Source organism: Bacillus cereus, from assembly GCF_025917685.1.
In the GTDB taxonomy this organism is placed as follows: Bacteria; Bacillota; Bacilli; order Bacillales; family Bacillaceae_G; genus Bacillus_A; species Bacillus_A cereus_AT.
The window spans coordinates 948815-967787 of the sequence record NZ_CP089518.1 but is presented as its reverse complement, the minus strand read 5'-3'; the positions used below and the strand labels follow the sequence as shown (position 1 = coordinate 967787).

The following is an 18973-nucleotide window of genomic DNA, read 5'->3' as shown; positions in this document are numbered from 1 at the left end:
TTTTTTAATGAATTTACTTTCAAAATACTGATACGAATGGAGAGTTTTATAAATGAAAAAAGTAAATCCTTTACTTATTCTGACACTGGCAATAGGTGTGTTCGGAATTATTACTACCGAGATGGGTATTGTCGGCGTATTACCACAAATCACTCAAAAATTCGGAATTTCAACTACACAAGCTGGATTTTTAGTAAGTATATTTGCACTAGTTGTTGCTATTTCTGGTCCGTTTCTAATTCTGCTCGTCTCTAGTATTAATCGCAAAATAATTTTATTAACAGCAATTTTCACATTCGTTATTTCAAATATAATCTACGCTTATACAACACAATTTGAAATCATGCTTATTTTTCGTATTTTACCGGCAGCACTTCATCCACTCTTCTTTTCAATCGCTCTTGTAACAGCTGCTAAACTTGTCCCTCCAGAAAAGAGCGGTCAAGCGGTTACAAAAGTTTTTATGGGAATTACTGTTGGCTTTGCTTTAGGTGTACCACTAACCTCTTACCTTGCAGACCAATTTTCACTCGAAATTGCTTTCTTATTCGGAGCGCTTGTTAACACTCTTGCATTCATTGGAATACTAATCCTACTTCCTTCTATGCCTGTTACAGAAAAAATGTCTTTCGGCAAACAAATTCGTATACTCGGCAAACCAGGATTATGGTTAAATATTTTAACCGTCACATTCCTTTTTGCAGCCATGTTTTCCGTATACAGCTACTTCGCTGAATACCTTGCAAAAGTAACTTCCATGAACGGATCTCTCATCAGTATCATGCTATTCATATTTGGTGTAGTTATGATTTTAGGCAATCATTTATTTGGTAGTCTCCTGCAAAAAAGCATAATAAACACCGTAATATCATTCCCTATTCTATATTCTGTTGTTTACATATTGGTTTATTATTTAGGTTCCTACCTTGTTCCAATGATTTTTATAGTATTCGTTTGGGGAATCGTACATGCTGGTGGATTAATTGTTGGCCAAACATGGTTAATAAGCGAAGCAAAAGAAGCACCTGAATTTGGTAATAGTCTATTCGTTTCGTTCTCAAATCTCGGAATTACTTTAGGAACAACTATTGGAGGCTGGTTCATTTCAAACTTAGGTATTCACCAGCTTATTTGGAGCGGATTTATATTCACACTACTTTCATTTCTATTAATTATAATAAAACTAAAATTTTTCAATTCTAATAGCCAGGCTTCATTATCAAGCTAGTACATTTTCAGTTTCAAATTTGATAAAAAAACATTATAAATTTTTCTCTATATAAAATACAGGTTATTTTATATATAAGATTTCATAAACTAAAAGTATAATGCTCAAAGCCTTTAGCCATAATTACAACTAAAGGCTTTTTTGTATATAAAAATAATTCTAAAAGGAGCTAATTTTATGGAACATAATCAAAATGGAATACTTGCTTTAATTGTTTTGTTTTTAGTATTAGTGTTTTTTGTTAGTGGCATGGTTTATCATTTATGGGGTTCTTTTTAATTTCAACTTTTAAACAAATAAATAATTCAAAAACTAAAAAATGTATTGTAATGATTAATATGGATTATTTCCAAAACAACCAAACATAGATTTGAATTTTATTTCTCAATGGATAAAATAAGTTAACATGGTAAAATAATATTTGGACGGGAGTCCAATATTATTAAAATTAAGATGGTTCAAGTCGTAGGAAGGCACCTTAGGGTGTCTTTTCTTTTTTGTTAATTAATAGATTGTTCTCTTCTAGGTAACTCTTTAAAATATAAATTTTAATAAAAAAGACGCATTTAGATTGATGCGTCTTTTGGCGATGTCTCTTTTGTGAAATCATATAAAGCTATTGCACCTAAAATAACAAGTATGCTTTCAGGAGCATCTATCAAAATAGTTTTCCAAATTCCTGGTATTATCCATTTAATATCTGCTGCTGTTTCAAGATATGTTTGAAAATAACCGATTGTAAAATCAATTACAGATAAACATACAAATAATGTTAGACAAAATCGAATTAATTTCTTATTTTTAAACATGTAACACCTCTCAAAATTCATTGGATATTCCTACTTTTAGTTTGTTATATATTTACATCCTTATATTTGATTTTAACATACAAAAAACCCAAATAAATACAATATGCATATTTACATATCATATTGTCAGTATTCAATTAAATAAGAATTCGCTTTTCCATTCAGGATCCTTTCTATCCTCTTCATTATAATCAAGAAGACACTCTTTCATTATTTTTGTATCTCTCGGTAACCTTTTTTCTAACTTGGACCATCCGTCGAAGATCATTTTGTTTGGCAAAGGACATACAAATCCTGTAATACAATCCCAAAAAGCATCCCAGTTTCCCCCGTACAAATCAGGAAACTCAAGCTTCTCTTTAAGAAGTAAATGCAATTCTTTTGCATTATAAATGTTGCTTACATCTATGACAATAATTGATTCATGTTCATTACTCAATTATATATAGACCATGCTTAGTTAAATTGGGTTGATTTTATAAGGAGTAAAAACCTCTAAATGTTTATTTTATAAGTATATAAATAATCCTAATATCTCCAAAAATTGATATAATGATACAGTTATTAATAACAATTAGGGAGATATACAGCATGGACTATACACATATGCCAAAAGAAATAGGAATGATTAAGCAGACTCCATTCACTTCGATACCGAAGAAATCCATCGGTATTGGTAAGATTGTTAAAAAACAAACAAAAGTGGAGCGCCCTACATTAACCCAAGACGAACAAGAAATTATTGAAAACAAGTTACTATGTTCATTTCTTTCTGAAGAGAAGATATCGATTACTTATTATAGAGATGGTCATTTGCTTACTAGATATATGACTGTAACTGACATAAATCCGATAAAGAATTTAATAACTTGCACTGATGCATCTTATAACAGAGTTTTCCTTAAATTTATAGATATAATTGATTTGAGATAAAAAACATACCGTTTTTCAAATATATCCGGGAATAAAAATGAAAAAATCTTGTATTCAAGGTTACATACAGATAGAGAAAGCTAAAGAAGCATTTACCACCTGATCTAGTATCCATCCACCAAGTAATCTTGTCTAACCCTGTATTAGGTAGGACATCGGTTTAGATATAACATAGTCCCCTGAATAAAATTCAATATTCCGTCAATACTATAGACAACCGATTAAGTTACTTTCTCCTTGTTCCCCCTTGGAGAACCGAGCAGTTAGCTTTTGCTGACTGTTCTTTTGTTTGGAATTAAAATAACGTTTTTGTTCCAAATGATGTCCTCATTCATTTGGACACATTTACCAGTATTTTTACCAAAAAATTCATGATATCGTTAATTAGTCGAGTACGTCATTACTTGACGATTACCCTTAGGAGCCCCGCAGACAATCGGGGTTTCTTTTATTTAAATCCATTTTCTATTTTAGGGTGATATAGTCCTTAAGATCTTGTTAAACCTGTGCAATTACGGTTGGAACTTCATTCTGTTTGACACATATCCCCAGGCTATCTGGACATGATAAAAGATGAGGTGACTGACATGAAGGATAAAATATTAGAATTAGTACCAGGATCGGTAAAAAAATTACTCCAGAAAAAAGTTAAAGATGGAAACCGATGCATCATTGATTTGGTTGTGGATGATGCAACTGCTTATGGATTTGAACCTGAGCAAGTAATCCCTTGTATCATGGCGGGTTATTATGTTTATGAATCTACCACCTATCCCAGTGAAATGGAGGAAGAATGGAAGCTGAACTTGGTTTTTCATGCGGCCAATCGCTCGGCAATGAAGCTTCTGTCTTATGGGAAGTATAAAGCGAAACAATCTGAAAGTGGATGGATGAGATATACAAATCCATAAGGTTTACTTAACATACACTAACTAGCTTGGTGAGCATAAGGCAACGTCACATGCCCATCGACTTGAGATTTTGAAATACCCCCAAGTATTTTGGTGAAAAAAAGCAACATTTAAGTTCCTTATGACATTTTTCTTATATAAGTTGTAACATTGCCTAAACAACAACTACCTTGTGGATTGTTTACTTCACAACCACATCGATTTTCTCTTATGTTTTCGCGAATATGCTCTACTGGATTAGGAGTAAGTCCATTTTTCACATGTTGTTTGATTTTTTCTTTTGTCCAATCAAAACAATAACAAATTGGTGTAGTTGCTGAGTCATCTTTTTGATTTACAGCTACCTTTATGTCAGATACAAAGTATTTTTTATTATTCGTATCAAAATAGACTACATCACAATCTTCATTTGAACAAAAATAGTGATTTTCTTTAGCATTTAATGTTTCTAATGCAGATGGTTTAAGCAATGATTTTAGTGTAATCAACTTTACATTCTTAGCTTTATTTTTACATGATGGACAATGACCATTATTTTCAACTTTTATTCCTTTAAGGTTAATACAACAATCTTCCATTATTCTTCCGCCTTTACAATTTATTATTTTTATAAATATTCTTCGGCTTTCTTTTCTAAATCTATTAAAGTTTCGATAATAAAATATTGCATCTATCTCACCTCATATAAAGTATAAACCCTATACCATAGTACGGGGTCAAGGAAAGTATTATTTACTATATTATCGATTTATTTTCTTAAAATAAACTGTCATTATTCAATAAGCCTTTTTCAAAAATATACTCCGATTGCGAAATTCTAAAACTACATTTAGGGCGATTAACCTTTATCACCTCATAACTCTTTACTACAACGTTTTACAAAAAACGCTGTTATTAAAATAATAATTCCTATACTCAAAACAAGTAATTGATCGAGTGCAATCACATCACGAAAAATTCAACGAGAAACAAAATCGAAGCTAGGCATGCACACACATATAAAACCATGAAAAATCTTACTGAGTAGTAATAGGAAGAAATTCGTCATAACCCCTCCATATGGTAATTATTTCATAAAATATTTTAAATCTATAAATTTCCCTGTATAATTTTTGTAAGAATCTTAATCTTCAGAAACGGAGTGAAAAATATGAAAAGTTTTGGTACGTTAGTAATTTCTACCGTCCTTTCAGCAGGCTTATTATATTATAATGTCGATTCTTTTTATAAAAAGTTCACATCAGGGAATACATATTACTGGTTAAACGCTATCCTAGCTGCTGGATTCCTTATATCCTTAATTATCAACATAAAAGATATTATCAAGAAAAACTACACAACTTCTGAATCGAACTAAGGAGCCTATTATGGTTCCTTTTTCTATGCAAAATAAAAAAGCAGCTGTTAAGCCACTTTGAATTCTTCTTATCCCCAAATGAAATGATATATATATTCTCCCGTTACACGTTCATTAATTCCAGCAATCCTAGCGAATCTCATTAAGTCCGCCCCTTGAAGAAAATACACCGAAATCGTAACTGGTACTTGTGACCACATGAATTGATAAAGCTCATTCACTCTCTGATTCGTCGAAACGATTAAATCATTTACAGGTCCATGATTCCATGCAGAGGTTTGAACTGAAGTGAACGGAAGGTCTTTCCCATTAACCACTATTCTTGCCACACTTTGAGTTATGTCCACAACAATCCCCTCCACCATTACAAAAATTAGACCTTCTATACTCATATTCTTGATTAATAATAAATGTTTAAGGCAAACCCCTATTTTCATTTCTACTCAAAAAAAATTTATATAAAATAAAAAAAGCAGCGGATTCGCTACTTTAAAGTAAATTAAACTATTCCCTTTTCTTTTGCTATTTCATACAAAACAGTACGACTAACTCCAGTTTCATTACATATCTTCTTTACGGTATAACCGTTATTCTTACGATCTTTAAATAATCCCAAAGCTTGTTTCATACTTTCATTTGTCTCAGTGTATTTCTTAGGCTTTCCTTTATACACACCACTTTATAAACACTATCTTTTTCTTATATTTTCCATTAGAATTTAATAGAAATATTTCGATAACAAAGGAGCAACGTATGAAGCATAATATAAATCTATGGTCCTTTATTTTTTCATTCGTTTGCATTGCTTTTTTTCTTTTATATCTTGAATTATGCACACCTGAAATGAATGCATCTTTTATAAACGTCGTTTATTTTCACCCTTTATTTTTCGTACTCATTTTTTCAATAGGAACTTTTTTTGCTGGTATTATAGGATTCTCTAAAGTAGATAATTGGATAGCAATGCTTAGAAGCATAGTAACAGTTCTACTAACATTGTTATTATCAGTGTTTTTAACACTAACTTTGATCGTTGGCTATGCATTAAGTTAAACGTAATTCTTCATGAATAAAACTCAATATTCCGTAAATACTGTATATGACATTAGATTTTCTCCTTGTTCCCCCTTGGAGAACCGAGCAGTTAGCTTTTGCTAGCTGCTCTTTGTTTGTAAAAAGTACTCAATTAACTGGGCATACATATAATATTCTGTGTTCCTTTCTCTATATATTGAAATTGTCTTTACAAATGGATAATCTCGTCACGAGAGCACTTTATTAAGTACTCTTTTTGGGTTTTAAACTAATGAAAAATGAAATTTTTACCATGAAGATAATTGTTAAATATTTTACTCTTATACAGTATAATGGGATAGTTATTGTGTATTGGCATTAAGAGGAGCGTCCTGATTAAGCGCTTCTCTTTTTTTAACAAACCGTTAGTTGATTGTGCTGACTACCTTGATGTACAAAATAACGATTTTGTTTGACTTTAGTTCTTAGATAAAACCGACTAGACACTAACATTTTTATGTAGTACAATTCCTATCAGAAAATGTTAGGAGATTTATTTATGACTTTTGAAGATAATCGTAAATTAGGAATTCAACAAGGATGTATAGTATTAACAGATCAATCACAATATCTTGTTGTTAAAAAGAATGAAAATTATTCTTTATTAAACATCGCAACTGCGGAATGCATAAACTTTGAAGTTTCACTTGAACATCTTGAAGAAATGGTCCAAGTAGATTTAAAAGAAAAAATTCAAGATATCATTCCACCAGAGAATATTAAAATCGTAGCTCAAAACAGAATATAAAATGTATTTTCTAAGAGCACTTTCGATAGTGCTCTTTTTTCGTGAATAGTTTCAAATAATTATTTTGTTCGACTTTCCATTAAGCTAATTTTTCTAATAAACCTTACAAATTTGTAATACTAGTGTCACCTTAATGAATAGTAGACTGGTTAATATTGGTCTAACATTTAGATTGTTAACTTGATTAAACAAAACATCATTAGTAGGTGACAGTTAGTGGAAAGAAAATTATTACTTTATGGCATTGTAAGTATAGCTTTTATTACTATCCCCATTTTATTTATACACTTTGTTTCATCTCAATTCGTTCCAAAAGAATACAGTGAAGAATGGCCGGAAGTAAGAAAAACTGCTGAACTAGTAACTATCGGTTACTTTAAAAAAAATATGGAACTTGATATTGTAGTTGACAAAATTAATCCATCAAAAGAATATAGAACACATGAAATCCACCTATACGGACATGTCGCAGATAATAAAGAGCAAAAAGTTTCTGCTGTTGTAAATTTTAGTGAAAACTATTCAATTAGAGACACATCTGAAGTTAAAATCAAAGAGCCTTTAACTAAAGGTTGGATGCTCTTTCAGTTAAAATAACGCATTCATTAAATTTATCTAATACAATCGCTTGTCTATTTCACTTTGTCACCTTCATTTCCTTTCCTATGATTACAATATCCTACCTGTAACTAAATATTGATTGTATGTCCCATAAGAACGCCTCAATATTGTTGGCATATACTTTAAAGGAAAAAACGTTTCACATTAATCATATACCTACAAATACTTTAAACTCAGTTACTAATAAAATTTATCAAGACATACCTAACATTTTAATTTTTTAAAAGGAGGTATTTATGAGATATAATCGAAAATCAAATTCACCAAATCCGTGTGATAAGTTTCAACAACCCTGCTTTATTTCTATATCCCCTTGTGATCAAAGTAATTGCTGTACACCTGTTTTTTTCTCAAATTCTCAACAACAAGAATTATTGCAAATAATAAACCAATTAAATCAAGCTATCCTTTCTTTTTTCACAACACCCAACCCAACGACTATACAAATACTCCAATCAGCATTACAGGCATTAAATGATTTATTAATAGCAGTACAACCTAATACACCAAATAGAAATTTAGTTATAAGAACTATAAATCAATTAATCCATTCTTTACCTACTGCTTCTCTCACTCAAATCTCAGCATTATTCCAATTTCTATTCCAAAACTTGTCTTCACTTATTAGTTGTTCAAATATACTGGACCCCTTGTTACAGCAGACATTTAACTTAATTTTGCAAGGAGTCTTGAATAGCTCACTATTAAACATTACTGGAACGACGGGGCCGACGGGGCCTGAAGGACCTACTGGACCTCAAGGTGTGCAAGGTATTCAGGGACCCGAAGGGCCTGAAGGACCTACTGGACCTCAAGGCGTGCAAGGTATTCAAGGGCCTGAAGGACCACCTGGATCTACTGGACCTCAAGGTGTGCAAGGTATTCAAGGGCCTGAAGGACCACCAGGACCTACTGGTTCAGGGACAGGAACAGGAGTTCCCGGGCCACCAGGACCTACTGGACCTCAAGGCGTGCAAGGTATTCAAGGGCCTGAAGGGCCTGAAGGACCTACTGGACCTCAAGGCGTGCAGGGCATTCAAGGACCTGAAGGGCCTGAAGGACCTACTGGACCTCAAGGCGTGCAGGGTATTCAAGGACCTGAAGGACCTGAAGGGCCACCAGGACCTACTGGGCCATCGGGAGATTGTGATTGCCCACCGGGACCTACTGGACCGACGGGGCCTACTGGACCGACGGGACCTACTGCACCTGGATGTAATTTCCTTGTTTATGTTACAAACGCAGGAGCTATTGATGATCCTTCAGATGATACAGTATCGGTAATTAATACCGGAACAAATACAGTAATAGATACAATCACTGTAGATAATGCACCTCTTGAAGTAACAGTTTCACCAAATGGGGCTCGTGCTTATGTTACTAATATTTTCTCTAATACAGTTTCCGTTATTGATACTGCTACCAATACTGTTATCGCTACCATTCCTGTTGGAACTAATCCAATTGGTGTAGCTGTTTCTCCAAATAACACAACTGTTTATGTTGGGAATCATGGTAATAATACCGTTTCTGTTATTAATGCTGCTACCAACACAGTTATAGATACCATTCCTGTTGGCATCGCTCCGCAAGGAATCACTGTTTCTCCAAATGGAGCCCTTGCATATGTTGCAAATGAATTAAGCAACACAATTTCTGTTATTAATACTGCTACCAACACAGTTATAGATACCATTCCTGTTGGCATTCGCCCTAGGATAATCGTCTTTACACTAGATGGGACTCGTGCTTATGTCACAAATCAAAACAGCAATACTGTTTCTGTTATTAACACCGCAACCAATTCCGTTATTAATACAATTAACGTAGGAACTGAACCTGTTGGTATAGCTATTACACCAGATGGCACTCGTATTTACGTAGTAAATAAAGTTAGCAATAATGTATCGGTAATAAACGTGGCGACAAATACTGTAATCGATACGATTCCTGTTGCTCTATCCCCTGATCAAGTGACTATCATACCCAATGGCACTCTCGCCTATGTTACAAACCAAGCTAGTAATACTGTTTCTGTCATCAATACTGCTACAAATACGGTTATTGATACCGTCCCAGTAGGTGTTGCTCCAACCGGAATAGCTACTGGAACTATCTGTGAATAAAATAAAGAAATGAAAGATACAGATAATTTTTATTAATATTGATAGTATTTTATATTCTTTCTTTAACTACGTTTAGATAACCAGAATAAACCTCTATATTCTGTCAATATTCTATCCTGTCTATTCTTAAAGAACCTGCCGAGCAGTTAGCTTTTGCTAGCTGCTCTTTTTCTATAAAATTCAAATTTGGTCTTACTTCACGCCTGTAGATCCAAACCTACCAACGCGTCATGGGTGACGCCATTCTTCTCAGCGGCTTCATACTCCTCTTTTTCTAGCCATCTATTTATCGTCATAACGGTATGCCTCCTAATCTAAATTCATTATTTCCTCTAAGGTTCTATCCGAAATATAGGTGGTAATAATTTGTATCTGTCCGTATTTCTTTTTAGCCATTTCTATAGCGTCGCTCTCTGACTTCGCCTCAAACCAACGGAGTTTCCACTTCTCGTCTTTGTCGTAAAACTCTATTGAGTACGTCATAACACTATTACGCTTCAAGAACTTTTCCGCTGTACTTGTTGCGGTATAATCAAAACTTCCTACTACATCCTCAAGTGTTAGCTGCTTCATGCTCCTAACCCCATTGGACGTGATGTAATCTCGTTTTTATCCGCCTGATCCATTATCAACGCCGCAATTTCCAATTGATGTCTTCCCAATTCTTTTGCAATTTCGATAATGTTTTTGTTCTCTTTCCACATTTCTTGCAATCGAATCACTTCAACACCAGGTCCAGTTCTTCTAAAGCGATATACATGTTACGACGCGAGTTCTTCATATACTTCCTTTGTTGTGCTGCTATTGTGTAATTCTCCTTTTCCAAATCCGTCCCAAGTCTCGGCATCCCATTTCCCCTCCAGTTGTAATTGGTGAATTCCTCTTAGTATCGCCATAACGGCATGACGTCTTCTATCCACTTCCTCAGAACTACGATTCCCTGCCTCGCAAATACATGGTGCGAATTGATATATACCCATTCCAATGTCGTTCTGAATTACTCCCGTTCCGTTACATGCACACATTTTGATTTCCCCCTCTTGTATTCAGATAACTCCTATTTCATTTTCTTTTTCTTCATCATCACAATAGCAATCTTCTTCAGCTTCATTACAATGCTCACAAACTTTTTCAATCTCAAATCCCTTAAATTCATAAATTGGCTCTACTTGATATTTTTTGTTACATGAATTCCATTCTACATAATGCCTTCCTTCTTCCCATTCAGCACAACAATCTTCAACACTTGAAGCACAATATGGACACTCTTGATTTTTTAATAGATTCATCGCCTATTCCCCTTTCCAATAACATTCAAATTGAATAAGTTTTTTATTTAAAACGGCAATGCCCTTCTTGCAATAGACAACAGCCGTTATTGTTTAAACAAAAAGAGATACAATGCTTAAAATGTAAAAGTACCCTTGTTATAAAATAAAAGCTCCAATATATGGGGCTTTTTCTTTTTTCTCAATGTATCGTATTACTTAACGTGGTAAAATATTATTCGGACGGGAGTCCAATACATATTATTAAAATTAAGATGGTTCAAGTCGGAGAAAGGCACCTTGTGGTGTCTTTTCTTTATTTTCAAAAGGACCTGCTCAATTAATGCATAAAAGCATAAGGTAAAGTGAACCCGTTAAAATACATGAATGACCTTAATTTTCCCCTCCTACTCAAAGGAGAGATTAAAATGGGATTTGGTGGTAGTTGCGGTAGTTGTGGCGGCGGCGGTTTCGCTGGAGGCTTTGCTTTATTAGTTGTATTGTTTATTTTATTAATCATCGTTGGAGCTTCTTGCTTCTGCTAAAAAACTATCGGAAAAGACATTCTTATATGGATGTCTTTTCTTTATGCGTTAAAAAGCCCACCTATTTCCGTAGGTGGGCCTTATCTTTATTACACAATATCAAAGTATACTCTCTTTTTCTCATAAACTTTATGTAATTATACATATTCGTAAAAATTACACCAAATAAATATTACACGTAGTAAAATATAACTTGTGGACACGCTCTATAAAGCAGATTCTCCGATTAAAAGGCGTAACACATCTCACCCATATAGATGTGGCGTTACTTTAATCTAGCTAGCCAAACAAACGATCTCGATTCTCTTGTATTTGTACACTAACAATCTGGTAAAAATAAATGATTCTGTTTTATAGGGCGTGTTTACTTAATGTCCAATACATATTATTAAAATTAAAGTGGTTCAAGTCGGAGAAAGGCACCTTAAGGTGTCTTTTCTTTATTTTCAAAAGGACCTGCTCAATTATTGTGTAAAAAACATAAAGTAATTTGAATCCGTTAAAATGCATGAATGTACCCTTGTTTTCCCCTCTTATTAAAGGAGGAACTATTATGGGATTTGGTGGTAGTTGTAGTAGTTGTGGCGGCGGCTTTGCTTTACTAGTTGTATTGTTTATTTTATTGATCATTGTTGGAGCTTCTTGCTTCTGCTAAAAAACTATTGGAAAAGACACTCTTATATGGGTGTCTTTTCTTTATAATAAAAAAGCTCTCCATAAAGGAAAGTTTTTAGGTTTATACATTCAAGTCATCCAAATTAGTTATTTACACAACACTTTATCACTTTCAGTCTTTAGTGTGAAATACAAATAATCCTTCCGCAACACAAAGTTGCTCAACTAACTTTAATTCCTTAGATTCAAAACTTAAATAGTTAAAAAGGCCGATTAGTGTGTGTTGATTAAAGTTTCACATTATTTCTTCGCATCTTTCATGCTGTAATATCCTAAATTAATAATAATTAAGAAATACCCACCCATAATTCCAGCAGCAAATGTCCACATGAACTTATGATGTTCAATTTCATACATAATAATCGCACCGAGGATCGCGGCTGCAAACCGATTCATCATTCCAAGCATCGGTGCTTTTTCTTTTTTTACAATGCTATCTCCAAACTTTTCAATACGCCTTCCTAAAATCCAGGCGCAGTACATACTAACTAGAAGGCCAATGCCTATCCCGACAAAATGGGCTGAGAAAGGTGTCATAAACCACCCCAGTAACATCACGCCTAGCAAGCAATACATTTGTATGTTAAATGATCTTAGTGCCATACGGATCATGTTATGCTCCTTATCTTTCTCATTATATTTACGTATCATCAATCCCATCTTTCAGACTTCAAGCTTTCCGTTATATCTTTTTTAAAATGAGGGAATTTGATTTTACTTACCATTAAATAAGCGAGTATGCATGTGCCAAACGCCACGGAAACTGGATTATTCAAAAAGCATAAAATAAGGAGACACATTGCTGCGAATGGAATGGGCATTCCGATAAACGTTGGGAGTTTGCTTTGTTGTGTGTTAAATCTAGCAAGCCGCAGCATTCCACAAACACTGTAAGCAAGCGCACATAACATCCCGATAGACTGCAAATCTTTTAAAGCGATACTATATGCAAGAATAGACGGTGCTACACCAAAAGTAACTAGATCGGCAAATGAGTCTAACTCTCCGCCAATTTCCGAAACAGCATCAAGTTTCCGAGCGACCATGCCATCAAAAAAATCAAATAACATTCCTGTAATAATAAAAACTGCTCCCAAATACATATCGTGAACGAAAACAGCATAAATAGCCAAAAGCCCACATACAAAATTTGCTATCGTAATCATATTTGGTATGTAACTCATAACACGCTCCTCCTCCTCTCAACTATCCACTTCATATAGACTTTCTTACTCATTCGGATCAATGTCCTTCTGTTTTTCTTCCAATATAACTTTATTTATTTTCGTTAATGTATCAGTCATTTGCTGTAAAGCATCGATATCGATTTTAGAAAAGTACTTCTCAATTAATACGTCATCTAACTCAGACAACCGCTCTATATACTTACTACCGTTTGGACCAAGCGTAAGGAAATACTCCCTTTTATTATTAGGGTTTACTTGTTTCGAAATCATCTTCTGTTTTTCCAATTTCGATAAAACTTGGCTCACAGCACTTTTAGATATATTAAAAGTACTCGCAATGTTATTTGCTGTCGTGTTTTCATTTAAATTGATATAAAATAGCATGCTCTCTTGCTGCCCTGTAAGACCGAACTCATCCTTTAACTCCTGAAATAGTAAAATGTAGAAGTCATTGTAGGCTCGATTCATTTCATTAATTACTTCTTTATACGATCTAGTCATAGCGTTTTTCCTCCAGTCATGATGTTATTTCGTTTCGTAATATAGTTTAGTTAAGTTAACTAAACTATATTACACCTTTATGTTCGTGTAAAGGGAAATATCGCTCCATACTTTTCTACACAATTTGTGTAAATTATGAAATAGGGTATGCTCCTTTACCTTGTCTACTGCTTTTAATGGATCAAATCCCAACATAATATACTACAGATATCATTCCGAATAATTAAACGTACCCATTATTAAAATTCCATATAGACCCATTATTGGTTAAAATGTTATAATTAAATCAACCTACATAGTTACTCATGTTCAGGATGAGGAACTAACGTCTTAATAAGCAATGCGCATAACTCAAATAAAAAAGACACTGCAAAGTGTCTTTTTTATTTACATTAAGTTTCCTTTTTATCCCAAAACCGATATAATAAGATGTAACATTCAATACATATAAAGAGAAATATAGATTTTCCAAATCATTATCCCCCCCCCTGAAAGTGCCTTATTTTGGAGGGAAGGAACAAAATATGAACAAAAGGTTATTAACATCATTATTATGTAGCACATTCTTATTTGGATTATCAGCTTGCAGTTCACATGATACATCCAGCAATAACACGAAAAACGAACAGGAGACTTCTAAAAAAACAAAGAATGATGAACTTAGCAACAAGGATCCTCAAAAAGAACTTCCAATCAGTGGAGATTTTTCTGATATATACATATCTATAGGCCCAGTAGATTCATTAGATGTTATCGGTAATGGAGAAGTTCAAGCACAAGGCGTATTTAAAGTATTAGATCTCCGAGTGCATAATGGTCAAGAGGAACCCATTACACTAAATAGCGACAACTTTACATTAATTGACGGAACCGGAAGAGAATATCACATTTCTAATGAATATCAATTAGTACTTAAAGCTGCTAATACCGCTACATTTAAATTTGGTGTTCTTAATCCTCGTGAAAATTTGGAAGGGAACATTGTATTCGATGTGCCGAAAAATACGCAAGGATTAACTTTAAAAGTTAGTGGAGATACGTTGGGTAAAGGGATCGAGTTAAAAGTGGAATAGTCAAAATAGATAAATCACCTAACATAACAAAAAGTACAGCCTTTGTATTAACTACAGTAGACTGTACTTTTTTATTTGTGATTTTGTGTAACTTACTATCACATTATCCCTTAATTCTTTTGAGAAGATGCTCTCCAATCACGAAACGATGTTGGGCGTCCAGAATAAGCTCTTTGCTTTGGAGCAGCTGGTTTTTCTTCAAGAATAGTTGATTTCTCCTCAGAAATAGTTTGTTTTTCTTCAAGAATAGTCAAAGCTGTTTGCATTTTCTCCAACTGCTCTTTTAAAGCTTGCTGTTCAATCTTTAAATCCGTAAGTAAACGTAAAATCATCTCAGAATTAGCCATAAAGATCCTCCTTCCCCCAATACACAGAATAAAATAACATATGTAATAAGCGGAATACTCGTGACAAAAATACGCTCGTCAACTCTCTTAAAATACCGAATACTTTTATTTTTCCAAGGGACCTGCTCAAGTTTATCCGTAAAAACATAAAGTGATATAAATCCATTAATATATGGACTTTATGGAAGGAGGAGTTAATATGGGCTATGGTGGTAGTTGTGGAGGCTATGGTGGTAGTTGCGGTGGCGGCTGTGGTTTTGGCGGTGGATTCGCCTTACTTGTTGTGCTCTTTATTTTATTAATCATCGTTGGAGCTAGCTGTTGGGGCGGCGGATTCGGCTGCTAATAAGAGGCACTCTTGAGAGTGTCTTTTTTTTATTTCTCAATATAGGGCTAACCTATTTGTGTTACTATCAAAGTGCGAGATTCTCTAAGCGTAATATAGTAGTTTACCAACTATGAAAGCCACTGTCACAAGAAAACAGTGGCTTTTATTTTGTTATTTAAAAAGATGAAAACAAGGATCACCCTTTGCACGAATCCACATTTTAAAATTGACATAGCACTTCATGCACCATATACTGTTAACAACAGTATACTGTCATTAACAGTATATATTCCAATTCATTCTAGGAGGTATATTCATGAAACATACAGGAAGACATACAGGTGCATTTCTTTTGTTATTTTTAGCAGAAGGTGATAACTATGGCGGGCAACTACTTCAGAAATGCGAAGAAGAACTTCCGGTCAATCCAATCGATAGTGCCATTCTTTACCGCACGCTGAAGAAATTAGAAAACGAAGGTGCGATTGAATCTTATGTAAGTACATCCGTTCCAGATAAACCGAGAAAAATGTACAAAATTACTACAGCCGGAAAAGAACAATTAGCAGATTTTCAAATGGATATTGAGGAAAAAATGAAAAACTTAACCTTTTTCTTAAACAAATATAAAGACTTAAAGAAATATAAAGACTTAAAGAAATCTAATCATGATTAATGGCGCTATTCTTTACACTTTGGCCATTATTCTTACGGGGATTTCTTTTATGAAAGATCGTAATAAAACGAAAGACGCTCTAATGAAGTCATGGAAAATGTTTCGAAATCTTCTACCTGCCATGCTTTCCATTATGCTTTTCGTCGGACTATCGCTTTCTATATTAACACCGCCCTTCATCTCTTCTATTATTGGAGAACAGTCTGGATTGTTAGGTATTGTTTATTCAGCAATACTCGGCTCCGTTGCACTTATTCCAAGCTTTATCGTATTTCCTCTTGGTAATACGTTAGTCCAACACGGCGCAGGCCTTCCTCAAGTTGCGGCACTTATGTCTACACTCATGTCAGTAGGGCTTACAACCATGCCGATGGAACAAAAGATATTCGGCCGAAGCTTTGCTTACGCACGTAATGCATCTGCGTTACTCATGTCACTCCTATTCTCATATATCATTTGGGTGGTGATGGTATGAAAGAACTAAAAAGATATCGCTTCTTTTTCATATTACTGTTTGGGCTTCTCTTATTAACTTTTATAAACCCATCTTTAGGATGGAGCGCATTACAACTAACAGGGAATAGTATTTTAGATATGCTATTTCTCCTCCCCCCTGTCCTAATATTTGTAGGGTTACTCGATCAGTGGGTGAAGAAAGAGACGCTTATGAAATACATGGGAGAAAAGTCCGGCATATATGGAATCTTATTCTCTTTATTATTAGGCGGAATTGCAGCTGGTCCCCTCTATGTTGCCTTTCCGATTGCAGCACTACTATTAAAAAAAGGCGCAAGCATTAAGTACATCGTATTTTTCTTAGGCGTTTGGACAACTGCGAAATTACCAATTATGGTGTATGAATTTTCTTCATTCGGAGCTACATTTACACTCATTCATATTGGATTCGGTCTAGTATTCTTCTATGTAATGGGGATTATTTTCGAAAAGTTTTACGATCAAAAGCAATTGTTGCAGTATGATATTACGAAAGAAATGTAAAAAGACATCTTTAATCGTAAAGATGTCTTTTTACTATGAACCTTAGTTTTCGTTCTGTAAAATCCCTGCTGCCTTTACTTCCTCTTTCTCTTCTTTTAAGAACAACGATACGATAAAAGCAATAACGATAAAGATTAACCCTAGTGTAAATGCACCTTGGAATCCGGATGTTAAACCGTTTAACTTCTCTACTGGATCCATTGGATTTGCGGAGCCTTCCATATACTTAGTTGTTCCTGAAGACATTTTCGATATAAATATAGCTGTACCAATTGCGCCAGCTACTTGCTGCAACGTATTAAATAGTGCTGTTCCGTGTGGATATAAATCTGGTGTTAATTGATTTAAACCATATGTTTGTGCTGTCATGACAAACATAAGTCCAACCATTAATACGCTATGCATGACAATAATTTGTAGCATTGATGTTTCAGGAGTAATGCCTTTAAATAAGAACATTGCAATCCCTACTAACACAATGCCAGGAACGATAACAACTTTCGGGCTAAATTTATCAAATAGTTTACCTGCAATCGGTCCCATTATGGCGCTAATAATACTTCCCGGAAGCATGATAAGTCCTGATTTAAAGGCTGTAACGAGTAAAACTGTTTGCAAGAACATCGGTAATAAAGTCATCGTTGAAAATAACGACATCATCACAATGACGATTAATCCAACTGATAATGTAAACATCGGAACTTTAAATGCACGTAATTCTAAAATTGGATTCTCAATTTTTAATTGTCGAACGACAAAAATACATAGTGATATAAGCCCAACAATTAAAGCGCCATACACTTTCGCATCCGACCATCCTAAATCACCTGATGCGCTAAAGCTATACACAATTCCGCCAAAGCCTAATGTCGATAAAAGAATAGATGGATAATCTACTTTTGGCCTTGTTAACTCTGAAACATTTTGAATATACTTCATTCCAATTACAATGGAAATAATTACGATTGGAACGACAAAGTAGAATAACCAGCGCCAATTCAGTGAATCAACGATTACTCCAGATAATGTAGGACCAATTGCTGGCGCTGACATCATAACGAGTGCGATTAATCCCATCGTAGCACCACGTTTTTCAGGCGGACAAATAATTAAAATTGTATTCATTAATAACGGTGAAATTAACCCCGTCGCTACTGCTTGGACGATACGGCCGACTAATAAAACGGAAAATGTCGGTGCAAATCCCGCAATTAATGTACCGACTAAAAACGTTACCATAGCGATCAAGAACATTTGTCTCGTTGTGAGCCATTGCTGAAGTAACGCTGTAATCGGGACTAAAACACCAACTACTAACATGTAAGCTGTAGAAAGCCATTGAATAGTTGAAGCTGTTACGTCAAATTCTTTCATTAGTACCGTTAACGCATTCCCAAGTAATGTTTCGTTTAATAACGCAACCATTGCCCCTAAAAGTAATGCAATTAAAATGGGGGTATGTTTCATATTAGAAGTATCAACTTTGCCACTTGTAGGGCTCTTAGTTGTAATATTCATGTATTGATTCTCCTCCTGTTTTTTTACTAAAAAAGCTTTATATACACCA

General features: G+C 34.3%; 27 protein-coding genes and 2 pseudogenes. 15 read left to right on the top strand and 14 right to left on the bottom strand.

Features of this window, described 5'->3' with window-relative positions; translation table 11 throughout:
- Window positions 1-52 precede the first annotated feature (52 nt).
- The gene (locus tag LUS72_RS04925) at window positions 53-1228 is read left to right on the top strand and encodes an MFS transporter (protein ID WP_097829875.1); all 1176 of its coding nucleotides are present in this window, start codon (window positions 53-55) and stop codon (window positions 1226-1228) included.
- A 566-nt stretch (window positions 1229-1794) separates the two neighbouring features.
- Here LUS72_RS04925 and LUS72_RS04920 read toward each other — a convergent pair.
- Both LUS72_RS04920 and LUS72_RS04915 read right to left on the bottom strand, forming a co-directional pair.
- The gene (locus tag LUS72_RS04920; protein ID WP_002087256.1) at window positions 1795-2058 is read right to left on the bottom strand and encodes a DUF3937 family protein; all 264 of its coding nucleotides are present in this window, start codon (window positions 2056-2058) and stop codon (window positions 1795-1797) included.
- A gap of 112 nt (window positions 2059-2170) precedes the next feature.
- On the bottom strand, window positions 2171-2476 hold the full coding sequence (locus LUS72_RS04915; RefSeq protein ID WP_097829873.1) for a barstar family protein: 306 nt from the start codon (window positions 2474-2476) through the stop codon (window positions 2171-2173).
- Between the two features lie 152 nt (window positions 2477-2628).
- Between LUS72_RS04915 and LUS72_RS04910 the strand changes: the two genes are divergently transcribed.
- A complete protein-coding gene (locus LUS72_RS04910) occupies window positions 2629-2970 on the top strand; it encodes a YolD-like family protein (RefSeq protein ID WP_097829872.1) in 342 nt (113 codons plus the stop codon).
- A 73-nt stretch (window positions 2971-3043) separates the two neighbouring features.
- On the opposite strand, the pseudogene LUS72_RS04905 reads toward LUS72_RS04910, so the two are convergent.
- A pseudogene (locus LUS72_RS04905) lies at window positions 3044-3148 on the bottom strand (N-acetylmuramoyl-L-alanine amidase C-terminal domain-containing protein); the annotation flags it as partial.
- A gap of 409 nt (window positions 3149-3557) precedes the next feature.
- Between LUS72_RS04905 and LUS72_RS04900 the strand changes: the two are divergent.
- Entirely contained in the window at window positions 3558-3881 is a 324-nt protein-coding gene (locus LUS72_RS04900) for a hypothetical protein (protein ID WP_002110670.1), read from the top strand.
- A gap of 119 nt (window positions 3882-4000) precedes the next feature.
- On the opposite strand, the gene LUS72_RS04895 is transcribed toward LUS72_RS04900, so the two are convergent.
- Window positions 4001-4459: a putative iron-sulfur cluster-binding metallochaperone gene (locus tag LUS72_RS04895; RefSeq protein ID WP_264448639.1), complete on the bottom strand. Its 459-nt coding sequence runs from the start codon at window positions 4457-4459 to the stop codon at window positions 4001-4003.
- Window positions 4460-5031: 572 nt separating this feature from the next.
- On the opposite strand from LUS72_RS04895, the gene LUS72_RS04885 reads away from it, so the two are divergent.
- The gene (locus tag LUS72_RS04885) at window positions 5032-5238 is read left to right on the top strand and encodes a hypothetical protein (protein WP_000834525.1); all 207 of its coding nucleotides are present in this window, start codon (window positions 5032-5034) and stop codon (window positions 5236-5238) included.
- 68 nt (window positions 5239-5306) lie between these two features.
- On the opposite strand, the gene LUS72_RS04880 is transcribed toward LUS72_RS04885, so the two are convergent.
- Entirely contained in the window at window positions 5307-5585 is a 279-nt protein-coding gene (locus tag LUS72_RS04880; RefSeq protein ID WP_000355688.1) for a hypothetical protein, read from the bottom strand.
- A 406-nt stretch (window positions 5586-5991) separates the two neighbouring features.
- Here LUS72_RS04880 and LUS72_RS04870 point away from each other — a divergent pair, with 406 nt between their 5' ends.
- The 4 genes from LUS72_RS04870 (at window position 5992) to LUS72_RS04855 (ending at window position 9807) form a co-directional block, all read left to right on the top strand.
- Entirely contained in the window at window positions 5992-6291 is a 300-nt protein-coding gene (locus LUS72_RS04870) for a hypothetical protein (RefSeq protein WP_097829870.1), read from the top strand.
- Window positions 6292-6811: 520 nt separating this feature from the next.
- Window positions 6812-7060: a hypothetical protein gene (locus tag LUS72_RS04865; RefSeq protein ID WP_097829869.1), complete on the top strand. Its 249-nt coding sequence runs from the start codon at window positions 6812-6814 to the stop codon at window positions 7058-7060.
- A 216-nt stretch (window positions 7061-7276) separates the two neighbouring features.
- Window positions 7277-7657, top strand: coding sequence for a phosphoglycolate phosphatase (locus LUS72_RS04860; RefSeq protein WP_264448638.1), 381 nt, complete (start codon window positions 7277-7279; stop codon window positions 7655-7657).
- Window positions 7658-7917: 260 nt separating this feature from the next.
- The gene (locus LUS72_RS04855) at window positions 7918-9807 is read left to right on the top strand and encodes a YVTN family beta-propeller repeat protein (protein ID WP_264448637.1); all 1890 of its coding nucleotides are present in this window, start codon (window positions 7918-7920) and stop codon (window positions 9805-9807) included.
- A gap of 309 nt (window positions 9808-10116) precedes the next feature.
- Here the strand turns inward: LUS72_RS04855 and LUS72_RS04850 are convergent, their stop codons facing one another.
- The 4 genes and pseudogenes from LUS72_RS04850 to LUS72_RS04835 form a co-directional block, all read right to left on the bottom strand.
- Complete coding sequence (locus tag LUS72_RS04850; RefSeq protein ID WP_097829866.1) at window positions 10117-10380, bottom strand: hypothetical protein; 264 nt, start codon at window positions 10378-10380, stop codon at window positions 10117-10119.
- Window positions 10377-10654: pseudogene (locus LUS72_RS04845) on the bottom strand (helix-turn-helix domain-containing protein). Before LUS72_RS04845 ends, LUS72_RS04850 begins: the two are co-directional and overlap by 4 nt.
- Window positions 10569-10832 (bottom strand): hypothetical protein, encoded by a 264-nt coding sequence (locus tag LUS72_RS04840; RefSeq protein WP_264448636.1) that lies wholly within the window; start codon window positions 10830-10832, stop codon window positions 10569-10571. Before LUS72_RS04840 ends, LUS72_RS04845 begins: the two are co-directional and overlap by 86 nt.
- Window positions 10833-10853: 21 nt before the next feature.
- Complete coding sequence (locus LUS72_RS04835; RefSeq protein WP_264448635.1) at window positions 10854-11096, bottom strand: hypothetical protein; 243 nt, start codon at window positions 11094-11096, stop codon at window positions 10854-10856.
- Window positions 11097-11503: 407 nt separating this feature from the next.
- Here LUS72_RS04835 and LUS72_RS04830 point away from each other — a divergent pair, with 407 nt between their 5' ends.
- Together LUS72_RS04830 and LUS72_RS04825 are read left to right on the top strand one after the other, a co-directional pair.
- Entirely contained in the window at window positions 11504-11620 is a 117-nt protein-coding gene (locus LUS72_RS04830; RefSeq protein WP_002069235.1) for a YjcZ family sporulation protein, read from the top strand.
- Window positions 11621-12173: 553 nt separating this feature from the next.
- Complete coding sequence (locus LUS72_RS04825) at window positions 12174-12275, top strand: YjcZ family sporulation protein (protein WP_000505688.1); 102 nt, start codon at window positions 12174-12176, stop codon at window positions 12273-12275.
- Between the two features lie 260 nt (window positions 12276-12535).
- Here the strand turns inward: LUS72_RS04825 and LUS72_RS04820 are convergent, their stop codons facing one another.
- Genes LUS72_RS04820 through LUS72_RS04810 form a run of 3 tightly spaced genes read right to left on the bottom strand, consistent with a single transcriptional unit; the run spans window position 12536 to window position 13983 of the window.
- Window positions 12536-12907, bottom strand: a complete 372-nt coding sequence (locus LUS72_RS04820; RefSeq protein ID WP_097830175.1) for an ATP synthase subunit I — start codon at window positions 12905-12907, stop codon at window positions 12536-12538.
- Between the two features lie 38 nt (window positions 12908-12945).
- Window positions 12946-13479: a CDP-diacylglycerol--serine O-phosphatidyltransferase gene (gene pssA, locus LUS72_RS04815; RefSeq protein WP_264448634.1), complete on the bottom strand. Its 534-nt coding sequence runs from the start codon at window positions 13477-13479 to the stop codon at window positions 12946-12948.
- Window positions 13480-13524: 45 nt separating this feature from the next.
- On the bottom strand, window positions 13525-13983 hold the full coding sequence (locus LUS72_RS04810; protein WP_097829862.1) for a MarR family winged helix-turn-helix transcriptional regulator: 459 nt from the start codon (window positions 13981-13983) through the stop codon (window positions 13525-13527).
- A gap of 524 nt (window positions 13984-14507) precedes the next feature.
- On the opposite strand from LUS72_RS04810, the gene LUS72_RS04805 reads away from it, so the two are divergent.
- A complete protein-coding gene (locus LUS72_RS04805; RefSeq protein ID WP_097829861.1) occupies window positions 14508-15056 on the top strand; it encodes a DUF4352 domain-containing protein in 549 nt (182 codons plus the stop codon).
- 110 nt (window positions 15057-15166) lie between these two features.
- Here LUS72_RS04805 and LUS72_RS04800 read toward each other — a convergent pair whose 3' ends face one another.
- Window positions 15167-15403, bottom strand: coding sequence for a preprotein translocase (locus LUS72_RS04800; RefSeq protein ID WP_097829860.1), 237 nt, complete (start codon window positions 15401-15403; stop codon window positions 15167-15169).
- A 199-nt stretch (window positions 15404-15602) separates the two neighbouring features.
- Here LUS72_RS04800 and LUS72_RS04795 point away from each other — a divergent pair, with 199 nt between their 5' ends.
- From LUS72_RS04795 to LUS72_RS04780, 4 genes are all read left to right on the top strand, one after another.
- Window positions 15603-15749: a YjcZ family sporulation protein gene (locus tag LUS72_RS04795; protein ID WP_000540380.1), complete on the top strand. Its 147-nt coding sequence runs from the start codon at window positions 15603-15605 to the stop codon at window positions 15747-15749.
- Window positions 15750-16047: 298 nt separating this feature from the next.
- A complete protein-coding gene (locus tag LUS72_RS04790; protein ID WP_264448633.1) occupies window positions 16048-16407 on the top strand; it encodes a PadR family transcriptional regulator in 360 nt (119 codons plus the stop codon).
- A complete protein-coding gene (locus LUS72_RS04785; protein WP_097829858.1) occupies window positions 16400-16882 on the top strand; it encodes a hypothetical protein in 483 nt (160 codons plus the stop codon). The genes LUS72_RS04790 and LUS72_RS04785 overlap by 8 nt, the downstream gene beginning before the upstream one ends.
- Window positions 16879-17406, top strand: coding sequence for a permease (locus LUS72_RS04780; RefSeq protein WP_264448632.1), 528 nt, complete (start codon window positions 16879-16881; stop codon window positions 17404-17406). Before LUS72_RS04785 ends, LUS72_RS04780 begins: the two co-directional genes overlap by 4 nt.
- A 42-nt stretch (window positions 17407-17448) precedes the next feature.
- Here the strand turns inward: LUS72_RS04780 and LUS72_RS04775 are convergent, their stop codons facing one another.
- Window positions 17449-18924, bottom strand: a complete 1476-nt coding sequence (locus LUS72_RS04775) for an MDR family MFS transporter (protein ID WP_264448631.1) — start codon at window positions 18922-18924, stop codon at window positions 17449-17451.
- Window positions 18925-18973: the final 49 nt, after the last annotated feature.